The 13,315-nt window shown below is 33.4% G+C and carries 11 protein-coding genes; 9 read left to right on the top strand and 2 right to left on the bottom strand.

All coding sequences use genetic code 11. The annotated features are described in order from the left end of the window. Window positions 1-332: 332 nt before the first annotated feature. Complete coding sequence (locus tag AB1279_RS12805; protein ID WP_429759142.1) at window positions 333-1,436, bottom strand: spore germination protein; 1,104 nt, start codon at window positions 1,434-1,436, stop codon at window positions 333-335. 1,035 nt (window positions 1,437-2,471) lie between these two features. On the opposite strand from AB1279_RS12805, the gene AB1279_RS12800 reads away from it, so the two are divergent. The 8 genes from AB1279_RS12800 to AB1279_RS12765 all read left to right on the top strand — a co-directional run bounded on the left by AB1279_RS12800 (window position 2,472) and on the right by AB1279_RS12765 (window position 11,682). After that, window positions 2,472-3,623 carry an anion transporter gene (locus AB1279_RS12800; protein WP_429759140.1) on the top strand — a complete coding sequence of 384 codons (1,152 nt, stop codon included), beginning with the start codon at window positions 2,472-2,474 and terminating at the stop codon, window positions 3,621-3,623. A 1,136-nt stretch (window positions 3,624-4,759) separates the two neighbouring features. Then, entirely contained in the window at window positions 4,760-6,190 is a 1,431-nt protein-coding gene (locus AB1279_RS12795; RefSeq protein ID WP_429759138.1) for an alanine/glycine:cation symporter family protein, read from the top strand. A 510-nt stretch (window positions 6,191-6,700) separates the two neighbouring features. Then, a complete protein-coding gene (locus tag AB1279_RS12790; RefSeq protein WP_429759136.1) occupies window positions 6,701-7,681 on the top strand; it encodes a glutaminase in 981 nt (326 codons plus the stop codon). Between the two features lie 237 nt (window positions 7,682-7,918). Further along, entirely contained in the window at window positions 7,919-9,235 is a 1,317-nt protein-coding gene (locus AB1279_RS12785) for an ATP-binding protein (protein WP_429759134.1), read from the top strand. 4 nt (window positions 9,236-9,239) lie between these two features. Continuing rightward, window positions 9,240-10,184 carry a response regulator gene (locus AB1279_RS12780; protein ID WP_429759132.1) on the top strand — a complete coding sequence of 315 codons (945 nt, stop codon included), beginning with the start codon at window positions 9,240-9,242 and terminating at the stop codon, window positions 10,182-10,184. 34 nt (window positions 10,185-10,218) lie between these two features. After that, the gene (locus tag AB1279_RS12775) at window positions 10,219-10,311 is read left to right on the top strand and encodes a hypothetical protein (protein WP_429761386.1); all 93 of its coding nucleotides are present in this window, start codon (window positions 10,219-10,221) and stop codon (window positions 10,309-10,311) included. A 320-nt stretch (window positions 10,312-10,631) separates the two neighbouring features. Then, window positions 10,632-11,006, top strand: a complete 375-nt coding sequence (locus AB1279_RS12770; RefSeq protein WP_429749779.1) for a nucleotide excision repair endonuclease — start codon at window positions 10,632-10,634, stop codon at window positions 11,004-11,006. Window positions 11,007-11,148: 142 nt separating this feature from the next. After that, window positions 11,149-11,682 (top strand): DUF6886 family protein, encoded by a 534-nt coding sequence (locus tag AB1279_RS12765; protein WP_429759130.1) that lies wholly within the window; start codon window positions 11,149-11,151, stop codon window positions 11,680-11,682. Window positions 11,683-11,885: 203 nt separating this feature from the next. On the opposite strand, the gene AB1279_RS12760 is transcribed toward AB1279_RS12765, so the two are convergent. Then, window positions 11,886-12,287, bottom strand: coding sequence for a VOC family protein (locus AB1279_RS12760; RefSeq protein WP_429759128.1), 402 nt, complete (start codon window positions 12,285-12,287; stop codon window positions 11,886-11,888). A gap of 242 nt (window positions 12,288-12,529) precedes the next feature. On the opposite strand from AB1279_RS12760, the gene AB1279_RS12755 reads away from it, so the two are divergent. After that, on the top strand, window positions 12,530-13,309 hold the full coding sequence (locus AB1279_RS12755; protein ID WP_429759127.1) for an undecaprenyl-diphosphate phosphatase: 780 nt from the start codon (window positions 12,530-12,532) through the stop codon (window positions 13,307-13,309). The last annotated feature ends 6 nt before the right edge of the window (window positions 13,310-13,315 follow it).

Raw genomic sequence — 13,315 nt, 5'->3', positions numbered from 1 at the left:
TAGTTTTACGGAATCTTATAGATTTGATGAAGCACCCTGATATGTCACTAGAAAACGCGATCAACTATTTTTAGAAAACATTAGAAACAGGCAAGCAGAAAAAGAAATAGCAGTAACACAACAAAAAAATAGTTTTTACCAAAAGTTAAAGTGGTTCTTGTTTGGTAAATAAAAAATGCTTCATCCTGGGAGCATTTTTTATTTTACTTTTTTATCGGAAGTCGATGTATTTAGAAATCTATGAAGTCCTTTCAACTTCGGGGCTGTTCTAACGTTCAATAAAAGCAAGAAGAAAAAAAACCAACAGTGAAATCAAAAGAAACTGTATTTTGTTATGATTTTACTTCACGCTTCCTCTTTTTTAATGCTAAGACAAGCAGAAGTAGCAGCGGTTGTAAACCAAATAAAAAAAACGCAAAATTGCCCATCATATCCCCGAATTTAAATAGGTCATTAGTATTTTTCGGAATCATAGAAATGATGTAAATAACCGGAAGCAGGCCAAACATAAATGGATGAATGTTCTTTTGAAAAAGTTGCGCCAGTCCCAAAGAAGCAGCATAATAACCAATGCTAAAGCAAGTAAACATTTTCATAATCCATATTGCGAGCAAAAAAGACTCAAATCGTTCAAATATCAAACCGGTTATTTCAAAACTTCGCATGAGGTCAACCGTCGGCCATGTTCTTGTTATCACTCCATCGATGGAAAACACACCGATGACTATTATAACAGTTATCAAGTAAACAATCAGTGAGATAGAAATTCCAACTAGAACAGCTTTTACTGCTTTATTTGGCTGTTTCATAAACGCCATTATAATCAACATGCTTTCAAAACCTGTATATGAGAGAGCGGTTGTTTTGATTCCTTTTAGTACTGGTATGATTCCCAATCCCAGTACCGGGCGGATATTATCTATCTCAAATATTTTGAAACTCATAAAGGCAACCAACAAAAAAAATCCGATCGCAATGGGGAGGATAATTTCAAGCAGGCGTGCAATGGGATTTATGCCGCCCATGATTAGATAGAGGCTCACCCACATAAATGGCATCACGATGGCCCAAGACGGGGTGCCTTCCAATAAAAAGAAACTTGTTATTTCTGCTAATGCACGGGTATGAAACCCACCCATCATTACAAAATAACATACAAGGAGTAAACTTAGTAACCCGCCCATCCATTTCCCTACAATTTCTTGGCTGTATTGATAAAAAGTTTTTCCTGGAAACTGTTGACCTAATTTGACTACAATAACGCCTATCATCATCGCGATTAGCCCACCTAAAATTACAGTTAACCAGATATCTGGTGTTTTCACTTTCTCTGCAGCTGCTCGTGGCAAGGTTAAAATCCCCGTTCCAAGTGTATAATTGATAACGATAACAGCTGCTTGAATTGTTGTAATGCGATCTTTGGAGTTCTTAATCATCGTAGGTCACTTCCTTATCCATAATTCAGGATTACTATTTTTAGAAGGGTCATTATTCCATGCTTTTTCTTATAAACGGTACCATTTTATATTTCCAAAAAAGAACAAAAATTATGCATATTGTATTCGTGTGGAGTTTATATAACAGCTCATTATCGGTAGCAAGAAAAAAGGCGGCCTCTTACTCTTGTAAGGAAACCGCCTTATTAACCTCATACGTAACCTGCTACGTATAATTTTCATGGGAGCTTAAAAAATTATAAGCATATTGGTGGAAGTTACACTCTAAAAAAGGCGATATAGTTAATCTTAATTGGTTGATCACAAAAACTTAAGATCCTATGAAAGGATCTTATAGATACATTAGATGTCAAATAAATTAATTAGGTGGAGAATTGAAGTTTACTTATAAAACATAAAAAGGACAAACCTGTAGCAATAAGCTGCATTAGGTTGTCCTTTTTTGCATAGCACTTGTTAAGTATCGATTTGAAATCAGAGTTTAATAACTTTATTTTACGGAATTTTCAAAAAACAACATATTTAGTTTATATGTGATATTATACTTAGGATAATAAAACTACATTAGTTTTTCTCAACTAAACCCTTAATAGGGTCCCGCCAACATTACGCGGATTTACAACGTTAAGGGCTCTAAGAAGAAAAAATTCCTCAATTCAGCCACGCTAAAAAACTGTTTCTATATGTCATAAAGTTTTTTGCAGGGATGACATATTGCAAAATTCTCATTCAGGACCTTGTGACATACTCTTTTCTAGACATATCGGGCCTGTTATAAAGCATGCTTTTTGATAGTAGCCACACATAAAAAATACCTTATTTTATTGTTGTTTAAAAACGTTAGTCATATTATTCCATTTAAGGGCTAGATTATGGAACAACTAATTGACAAGAAAAGCTATTAAATTTAATGTAATCCATGGCCTTTGTTGGATATATATTAGAGAATGTCTATTAAAGGTAAGAATTGATCTTCTATTTCTTTCTACTAACATAGTTTACAGGTGGTGTATTGTGAAAGAATTAATATTCGTCCAAAATAAAAAAAGAATCCTTATGAAATTTGTATTTTTAAAAAAGGATATAGTGCTTACCATTTCACTGATGCTGGCAATTGTAAGCTGTTTAATATATCCGCCAAGGATCGAATATATTAACTTTGAAGTGCTGGTTAGTTTATTTAATCTAATGGTGGCCATAAAGGCCTTTGAAGAGCTAAGGTTATTAGACAAACTTGCCGTTGCTATATTGAATAAATGCAATAACAGCAGATCAATATCAGTTATTCTGATTTTGTTATGCTTTATTTGCTCCATGTTTGTAACGAATGATGTCGCTTTGCTCACTTTTGTACCAATAACACTTGTCATTAGTAAAAGGACACAAATGAATATGATGGATACGATTATCCTGCAGACAATTGCGGCAAATATCGGAAGCAGCTTGACGCCTATAGGGAATCCGCAAAATTTGTACATCTATTCTTACTATGGAATTAAGCTCATCCCATTTTTTGGTTCAATCCTGTTATTTGCTGTGCTTGGCATCAGTTCGTTGTTTATGTTTACTCAAAAGCTTCATAAAACAGAAGTAAAAATAGAATTCCCTGTTATCACTATAGAGGATCGAAAAAAAGCTACAGTCTGGAGCCTGATACTTGTCATTATTATCGCGTCTATTTTTGGAGTCATCAATTATTACATTGCGCTAATAATCACATTGATAACAGTATTTATTTTGAATAGAAAATTACTATTTAAGATTGATTATTTTCTTCTGATAACCTTTGTCTGTTTTTTTATTTTTATTGGAAATATATCTAACTCAAATGCCATGGACACATTTGCTCGCGCCAATTTAAGAGGAGGAACATCGATCTTTTTTAGTTCCATATTTTTGAGTCAATTGATAAGCAATGTGCCTACTTCAATTCTTTTGTCAAACTTTACTTCTGATTGGAAACCCTTATTATTAGGAGTAAATATCGGAGGACTTGGAACAATTATCGCATCTTTAGCCAGTGTAATCTCCTATAAACTATTCATTCAGGCTAACCGTAAAGAGAGCAAAAAGTATTTAATCAAATTCAGTGTTTACAACTTTTCATTATTAGTCATACTTGCATGTATACAATACTTCATCTTTAAATTTCTAAAAATCTTTTAAAAAAATGATTACCGATGGGAGTGTAAAAAACCTATGGTGTTCTTATTCCTTTTCATATTGGTACGCTTAATGGTTGCGGTGATCATTCCTTCTTTTTGGAGCCACTCACAAAAGTGGCCTTTTTTATGCAATTTTACTATAGAGAACTAGATTTCAGTGTAGTTTTTGTTTAAGATCCGTTATTTCGTACGCTAGAAAGCCGATGATTCCTACACTAAGGAACCGTCGGCTTATTATATTTTTTTGCTATATAGTTGTTTAAAATGATACAAACACGCTGAATTCTTTGTGGGATATGTCGGAAAAATACGGGTCTTCAACGTTAAACTAATTTCAGTTTAAAATAGTTAATTTCCTTAGTTATTATTCGATCCTTCTACTAACTTACTCAAATAAGGAAACCTTTAGCTAAACAAGATTTATTTTTCCATACTAATTATGTACTCTTTTCAGGATAATAGTTTCAGTATATTAAAGGTTTAGAGATTGATTGCGATTTTTTGAAGTTTTTGCACCAAAATCACTTTTCTGATAGTTAAAAAATCTTTTTTGTAAAACCATGTACTTTTTGGTTAGATTCTGTAGTGCTGATTATAAATTAATGAAAGTTCTGGTGCGAAAATTTGAAGAAAAGTGGAGGGAGTAAATCTATTTATATCATGTATTAATTTAGAAGGGGAATACCAGAGCAGTTAAGTGCTTTTCTAAGAAGCTTTAATTAGAAAATAAAGAGACATTACTCTAGAACAAATATGAAAGCGCTTGAATTTACTTGAGTTTTCAGAAAATTCATTTAATCCCCTTTGCAAATAATAAATAGAGACAAAAAGGATCTATATAATTCAAATTTATAAATCCGGCATACAGAACAAGCATGATGGTGCAGCAACATTTCTGGATAAAAACTATTTTCTGCAGGAGGAGCTAGAGCATCCACATGTAGAAGTATCAGGCCTTTTAAGATGTCAGCTGTACGGTTACATGTTACGGATATTCGTATAATCGAGGAAATACCATTTTCATAGAAAATTTTTACCTGTGTTACATGTGTATATGAGACGAGTTTAGTTATGTCGGAAAAATAAGATTATTTTATATGGATTAGGGGTTACTTAATTTTGATATGAGGTGATGATATGGGACAATTTTTGTCGGATCTATTGGCATCAACAAATGATTTTATGTGGTCTAAATTGTTAATTATTATGCTTGTTGCTTGCGGAGTTTATTTCACATTTAAATCGAAATTTGTACAGTTTCGAATGTTAAAGGAAATGGTCCGTGTGTTAATGGAAGGGAAAGCTGGTTCTAAAGATGAAATTTCACCATTTCAAGCGTTCTGTGTTGGTATGGCCGCTCGCGTTGGAACGGGAAATATCACAGGAATTGCGATTGCGATTGCATTAGGCGGTCCTGGAGCAGTATTCTGGATGTGGATTATTTCTATTATTAGCTCAGCATCCAGCTTTGTTGAAAGTACGTTAGCGCAAATATATAAAGTGAAAGATAAAAATAGTTTCCGCGGTGGTCCATCCTATTATATGGAAAAAGGATTAAACAAACGTTGGATGGGAGTATTATTCTCCATTTTAATTACGATTACTTTCGGTCTTGTATTCAATTCTGTCCAATCAAATACCGTTACACTTGCTTTTCAGAACTCATTCGGTACAGATCGTTTAACTTTAGGGATTATCATGGCAATTGCTTTCGCTGTGATTATCTTTGGCGGTGTGCAGCGTATTGCCAAAATGGCTGAATACAAGGTAATGTTCCTAGCGGTGTTATACATTGGTGTTGCATTATTTGTTGTAATTACGAATATAACAAAAATGCCGGAGGTTCTTTCTCTTATTGTTCAAAACGCATTTGGCTTTAAACAAATAGCGGGCGGTTCAATCGGTGCAGCGCTTATGAATGGAGTTAAACGTGGTTTATTCTCAAATGAAGCTGGTATGGGAAGTGCGCCAAACGTTGCCGCAACGGCAACAACAAGCCATCCGGTGAAACAAGGACTTATTCAAGCATTTGGCGTATTAACGGATACACTGATTATCTGTACAAGCACAGCCTTTATTATTTTACTTTCTGATGCATACAAACAACCAGGGCTAACTGGTATTGCACTTACACAGGCAGCATTAAGTGAACATATCGGCTCTTGGGCATCAGGCTGTCTTGCTATCTTTGTTTTCCTATTTGGATTTGGTGCTTTAATTGGTAACTATTATTACGGAGAAACAAATATTCGATTCTTAAACAATAGTAAAGTAGGGTTGATGGTATATCGAATAAGCGTGTTAGCCATGATTGTATTCGGTTCTGTTGCAAAGGTCCAATTTGTATGGGATTTAGCAGATTTATTTATGGGCTTTATGGTTATCATAAATTTAATTGCTATTTCATTCCTATCAAAAACAGCCTTTGCTGCGTTACATGATTACATGAAACAGAAAAAAGCGGGTAAAGATCCTATTTTTTATAAAGACAGCATTAAAGGGCTTGAAAACGTTGAATGTTGGGAGCATTATAAGGATGCTTCAACTTCTGAAAAGAAAAGTATGTAATAAAAAAGATATTCGGACTGTAATATGTCTGAATATCTTTCTTGGTTCTAGTGCAAATAAAACTGATTACAATAAAAAACAGTGTTGTAACTCAAGAGTTTTGAAACAGATTCTTTAACAACTAACGGATGCAGAATAGTAAAAGGTGTTCATATATTGCAACTATATTAAGATCATAAATAGAGGATCCTGAAAAGCAGAGAAAGTAATGGTCGATTCCTTTAAAATGATTTTTTAAACATCACAGTTCTATTAAGTAAAAGTATGTTTAGCTGCTTATATCGGTAGAAAAAGAAAAAACAGCTGTTTTTGATTTAGCCGCATTGCATTACCCTTAAGAGCAATATAGCTTATAATTGGTTAGGTTATATAAAATTTGAATGTGCTATTACCTATCAATCTATATAGAAAGGTGACCGTCTTGACAGTGTTTTTTCGCACTTTTTGTCTATTCTCCATAAAGAAAAATGTATACTGTATAAAATTAATAGGACGGGGGAATAAGGTTAAATGATAAAGGAGTATAGCGTTCAAGTTGAGAGTCAAAGGAGGGCTTGCTTAGATCAATGGGTAGCACATTATCGATCCTATGCTGCTAAAGGACAAAACGTCAGTTATATTCCAGCTTTGGGAAAGATAAATTTATCGCAATTAGGTATTTGTATCATAGAGCCAGATGGAACAATGATAAAGTCAGGCGATTGGAAGGTACCTTTTACCTTACAAAGCATATCAAAAGTAATTGGCTTTATAGCTGCTTGTTTAAGCCGAGGTATTTCTTATGTGTTAGAGCGTGTTGATGTAGAGCCAACTGGAGATGCTTTTAACTCGATAATTCGTTTAGAGATGCATAAACCCGGAAAACCGTTTAATCCTATGATTAATGCCGGAGCGATTACGGTAGCTTCGCTTCTGCCAGGAACGTCGGCACAAGAAAAATTAGAACATGTTTATGCATTAATCGAAAAAATGATAGGGAAGCGCCCAGCTATTAATGAAAAAGTGTTTCAATCTGAATGGCAAACAGCCCATCGAAATAGAGCTTTGGCACATTATTTAAAGGAGAATGGTTTTTTAGAATCGGATGTGGAGGAAGCACTAGAGGTTTACTTGAAACAATGTTCGATAGAAATAAATACAGAAGACATAGCCTTAATAGGACTTATACTTGCACATGATGGATATCACCCTATTCGTAAAGAACAAATCTTACCTAAAGAGGTAGCTAAATTAACAAAAGCTTTAATGCTCACTTGTGGAATGTACAATGCATCTGGCAAATTTGCTGCTTTCATCGGATTGCCAGCTAAAAGTGGGGTGTCCGGAGGGATAATGACACTCGTCCCGTCAAGGCTAAAGAGCGAACTACCGTTTTCAGATGGATGTGGTATTGGTATTTATGGACCAGCAATTGATGAATATGGGAATAGTTTACCAGGAGTTATGTTATTGAAACGTATTGCACAAGAATGGGATTTAAGTATTTTCTAAAAACCATCATGTATGTTTTGGTGCCAGAACGAACACAAAAATGTTCAGACTGTATAATGTGTCTGAGCATTTTTGTGTTACATAGCATCTTCCTGTTTTAAAGCTGAATAATATCAAGAATACTCACAATGTTTAATTCTTTTGTTTGTATCTGATATGTAGTATTTATAAAAAATAGCGTAAGTGTTGTATTAATCTCAACGGGTTTGTATACTGATTGTTAGTCAAAATTGGGAAGTGATTATCTTGAATCTCAGTAATTTAGTAAAAAAAGACATCTATATTTTGGTTCTGATGATATTTACAGTACCCTTAGCAGGTGAAATAAAGTTTTTCCCCTTTAATGAGACGTTTCGAATGAGCTTTGGTGCACCAACATTTTTCTTTTTTTTGTTATTATTTCGGCGAATGCCAGCATTTTTCCCGGGTTTTTTAACAGGAATGGTGGTTGTAGAATTTCGTATCCTGATAGACCTCATCACACAGGAAAATATGGATTGGATATCTTCTTTTCATATCCAATATCCTAGTTTTTTCTTTTATTTTACTTATTCTTGTCTCTTTTATTTAGCAAAAATCAAACGATTTCATCACCAACCATTGATGATTGGGTTTATTGGCTTCATCATCGAAATATTATCGGACTGTGTAGAATTAATGATTCAATATTTTGTATTAAAAACAACTGTTACACCAGAGGCACTATATGAGATAATCGTTGTCGCATTTTCCCACAGTTTTATAGTTCTAAGCTATTTCAATATGATGAAACTGTATGAAGCACAGTCGAATGAAAGGCATATTAAAAAACAAAATGAACACATGCTCATGCTCATTTCCAATTTATATGAAGATGCTGTTCATTTAAAAAAAACGTTGCAAGATGCTGAAAATATAACGAAGAAATCTTATGAATTATATAAAAGTTTAGACTCTTTAGAGGATGGACAAATAAACTTTCAGGTTGAGGATTTACGTGATCATGCGTTGAAAATCGCTGGTGAAGTCCATGAAATTAAAAAGGATAACCAACGTATTTTTGCTGGACTTTCAAAACTGATTTCTGATGAAAGTTTTACAGATTATATGTCCATATATGAATTGGTAAACATCATCGTACGAGCAAACGAGAAATACGCCCGTTTACTAGAGAAAGATATCCAATTTGTGTACAAGGTTTATGGTGTGCATCCTCATTATCATATTTACACAATTTTATCAATTATAAACAATGTCGTTGCAAACGCTGTAGAAGCTATCCAAGATATGGGGACCATCACGATTGACATTAATAAAGAGCATGATTTGGTTGAATTTCGAATAGGAGATAATGGTCCTGGCATTTCCTCAAAGTATAAAGAGTCAATTTTTGAACCTGGGTTTACTTCTAAATATGATGCTGCTGGTAACGCATCGACAGGTATCGGACTATCGTATGTAAAAGAAATGGTCAAACAACTTGAAGGTGATGTTACGTTTGAGGACAGACCCGAAGGAGAAGGCTCAATTTTTATAATTAAATTAGGGATCGATCACATAATTGGAAAAGGGTGATTCTATGAATTTTTATATAGTAGATGATGAGAAAGCAGTTCGCTTAATGTTGGCCCAAATTATCGAGGATGAAGATCTTGGAGAGGTTGCAGGAGAAGCTGAGAATGGCTCATTGGTAGATCAACAAATGCTAATCTTGAAAAATATAGACATTTTATTTATCGATTTGTTAATGCCGATTCAAGATGGAATAAAAACGATTCGTCAAATAAAACCGTCATTCAAAGGAAAAATCATCATGGTTTCTCAAGTAGAATCAAAAGAATTAATTGCTGAAGCGTATTCGCTTGGTGTTGAATACTTTATTATCAAGCCGATTAACCGGATTGAAGTATTAACAGTCGTTCAGAAAGTAATTGAACGAATCAAATTGGAAAAATCGATAAAAAACATTCAAGAATCACTCAATACTGTGCTTAAATTGGATAGCTATCAAAGTTCACAGGGAAAATACCGTAACGAAAAACATATAAGTACTTCCAGCCATTTTCAAAATTCCGTTCATTTTCTTCTATCTGAATTAGGGATAGACACTGAAAGCGGAAGTAAAGATCTAATGGACATGTTGGATTATTTATATAAATATGAACAAGATAAAACGTTCGAACAAGGGTTTCCCTCTCTAAAAGAGATTTTTTTCAATTTAGCTCAAAAAAGACTTGGAGAATCAATCGAAGAGGCCGAATTAAAAAGATCCATTGAAGCCTCCAAACAACGGATCCGGAGGGCGATTTACCAGTCATTAAACCATTTAGCATCCCTTGGACTTACTGATTTTTTAAACCCTAAGTTCGAAAATTACGCTTCTAGGTTTTTTGATTTTACAACCGTAAGGAGAAAGATGACAGAATTGAATAATGAGCCAACAGTACCTCCCCGTATTGATGTGAAAAGATTTATTCAGGTTCTTTATTTTGAAGCTAAGCGGATACATTTGGAGTTGCAATGACGAACTCTTACTTATTCTTAATATCAAATGATGGATTCGCTTTAAAATCTGGATGCTTATTGGACTAGTTTTTTATATGTTATATGGAAAAAATAAAAGTGATTTAGCTAAAAATATAACTAAGTAGTTAGTTAAAGTAAAAAAGATGCTATCTAGCATCTTTTTTACTTTAAAAGGTATCATTACATACTTATATTATTTTTAATAACAGTTACTTATCAAATTATTAGCTCGCATGCGTAAAGTAGAGGAGGTGAAGCAAAACAAAACGTTATATAAGTGTTTTGAGACCGGAGATTCTATTCCTCAAATAATTCATGAGTTTTCATTGAAAAGAGAGAGCTCTTTGTTCAGCCCGCATATATACATGGAATAACATTATAATGGTTTTTTTTACATAATTGTGATACTATTTTCCTTTATAACAAAAAAAGGACGTGACATACAGTGATCAAAATTGAGATACCAACTCCAGACGTTACGATTACAGAGCGTAAGCAAGTAATAAAAGGTGATGAACCAAGAATAACTCCGATTAGCGGGTTTATTGATTTTCATTTAATTCCGAGAGATAAGGGCGGCATTTTTATGTTTTATAATATTAATGACGAGCTTTTATTCGTTGGGAAAGCAAGAAAATTAAGACAAAGAATTAAAAAGCATTTTGAAGATACTGTTTCACCAATGAAAGCACATAGAGATGAAGTATATCGAATTGATGCATGTATCGTAGAAGATCCAATGGAAAGAGAAATTTACGAAACATATATTATTAATGAACTTCAGGCGAAATATAATGTAGATAAAGTATTTTTTAAATAAAAAGTTCTGAAAAAAATGACCTCAGTGTTGTCCTGAGGTCATTTTAGTTGAAGTCTAGTAGTAGTACCTATATTCTATATGCCTGTTTACGAATTAGTTCTTGATAATGTATCCTCAATTCGAAGATTCAGGAGGAAAGCGTGTGCGGATATTCCATGTAAGTGAAGAGAGTCATATTCAAGTGTTTCAGCCCCGAATACCTACTCGAACGGACCTAGATCCAACGAAAGGACTTGTATGGGCGATAGATGATAAATGCTTACCTAACTTTTTAACACCTAGAAATTGTCCACGTGTTTGCTATCATATCGGACCAAATACATCTGAAATCGACAAGCAAACATATGTATCTTCAAAATCTGGTTCACATGTAGTAGTTATTGAAAACAAATGGTTTGAAACGATGAAAAATACAAAGTTATACTTGTATGAATTTGATAAAAAGCAATTTACACTTCAAGACGAGAATGCTGGTTATTATATAAGTGAAACAACACAAATTCCGATTGCTAAATTAGAAGTAGCTGATTTATTTCAAGAACTGTTTAAATGTAATGTTGAATTACGTTTAGTAAATAATTTGTGGGATATTTGTGATGAAATTCAAAAAACAACATTTAACTGGTCAATGTGTAGAATGGGGTTTGCGCAGCCAAGGTTAATGAATAGTTTGTAATTCAGTAAACTTTATAACAATGGTAGAAACGTTTTTTTCATAGTATATCTATGAGTTCTGATTAATTATTTTTATAAAAACTAAATTTAGATTTCTAATTAGGGAATCCATTTTGATCAATCTAATTTTTCAAAATGGATTCTTTTGTTTTGGCTTAATTATGAGTGTTTTAGAAGTAGTTTTAAATGAACGTTATTTTACAACTACATTTTTGCAAGATTCAATTGCCAAGAAACACCGTACTTATCTTGGATCCAAGCAAATTTTGCACTCCAAGGAGAAGCAGTTAACGGCATTAATACTGCGCCATCCTCAGATAACTTATCAAAAACTCGATCAATTTCTTCTTCTGTATCACAAGAAACAAACAAGGACATAGCAGGAGTAAATTGATGTACATCTTTATTACTATTATCAATACACATAAATAGTTGTCCTTTTAATGAAAACGTAGCATGCAGCACTTTTCCCTCTTCAGCAGTTTCGTTTCGAGAAATACTTATGATTTCTGATTGATCAAATATAGAAGTGTAATGCTTCATTGCTTCCTCGGCTGTTCCAGGGAACATTAAGAAGGTAGTAATTTTTTGATTTGAGTTTTCCATTTCCTATTCACTCCTTTTATTAAATATAAAGACAAAAACTTTCATTCTTATAAAACGAACGTACATTCTTATGTATATATTTATATTATCTTTAAGAGTTCTCTATTGTCAATTGTTATCACTTTATTTTATAAATCACATAATTGTCATCCAATATAAGAATCTATTAAAAACGAGTAACTTTACATAACTAAAAAAAGACAAACATATACTGGTACAAGCAAATTTGAAAGGAGACAATCATGAATTGGTTAGAAGCCTTTATCTTAGGAATTATTCAAGGTTTAACAGAGTTTTTACCAATTAGCAGTACCGGTCATTTGTATTTAGGAAGACACCTTTTTGGTTTAGATGAGGCAGGACTTTTTTTAGATACGATGCTTCATATAGGGACGTTAGTAGCGGTTTTTATTTACTATAAAAAAGAATTTCTCTATTTAATAAAAAATCCATTCTCAAAATTAACGTATTTATTAATTATCGGAACAATTCCTGCAGTCGTAATTGGTTTACTATTTAAAGATTTCTTTGAAGAGATTTCCAAAACAGGTATAACGATCGGGTGGGAATTTTTGATTACAGGTTTATTTTTATATATGGCAGAGAAACAAAAAAGCGGACGGAAGAAGATGAACGATATTACATATAAAGACGCATTTATTATTGGTTCGTTTCAAGCCTTTGCTATTTTCCCAGCAATATCTCGTTCAGGAATGACCATCGTCGCAGCACTTTGGAGAAAGTTAGATCGTGAAACAGCGGCTTATTTCTCATTTTTATTATCAACACCTGCAATTGTTGGAGCAATTATCTTACAGTTAGTTGATGTTTTTCAAGGAAAAGCAGAAGCAATCTCTAACATGTCCCTTATTGTTGGTACATTATCTGCAGCATTCTTTGGATATATTGCTGTCTCATGGATGATTCAATATTTAAAACATCATTCTTTAAAAACATTTGCGTATTATGTATGGGCCCTTGGGCTTCTCATTCTTACCTTACAATTTGCTGGTGTATTTTAAGGGAGG

The sequence above is a fragment of the Bacillus sp. S14(2024) genome, from assembly GCF_050473785.1.
Lineage (GTDB): Bacteria > Bacillota > Bacilli > Bacillales > Bacillaceae_G > Bacillus_A > Bacillus_A yunxiaonensis.
The sequence above is the reverse complement of the archived record's forward strand: the minus strand, read 5'-3'. Positions and strand labels throughout refer to the sequence as shown.